At 59.9% G+C, this 401-nt stretch carries 1 rRNA gene (only partly in view); it reads right to left on the minus strand.

From position 1 onward, the window contains the following. Positions 1 to 401: ribosomal RNA gene (locus tag LUA84_RS03700) — 23S ribosomal RNA — on the minus strand (it extends past both window edges: 1,789 nt to the left, 757 nt to the right).

A 401-nucleotide genomic window follows, 5' to 3' on the forward strand; every position in this document is an offset into this window, starting at 1 on the left:
CCACATCCCCGATGTCNNNGGGGACAGACTCCTTCAACGTCGTTCAGCCAGCACTTTGGGGCCTTAACCTCGGTCACGGATGTTCCCGTCTCGGAATTGCGGCTTTCCCGCAATTCCCGTTTCCCGGGCTACGGACCCTATGGCTTCGGAGTTGGACTCCATACGGAAACCCGTACAGAATCCGTCTCTCTACACCATAGGGATCCTAACCCGAGACCTGGCTAGGGTCAGNNNNGGCGGGGACCGGCTATGACCGGGCCCGAGTGGCTTTTCACCTCTACCCCGAGGTCATGAGAGAGGTAAGCTCCTCACCTCTTCGGGCCTCCACGGGAAACCCCGCTTCAACCTGCCCATGGATAGATCGCCCGGTTTCGGGTCTATTCCCAGCGACTAGACGCCCT

The sequence above is a fragment of the Candidatus Nanopusillus massiliensis genome (assembly GCF_920984865.1).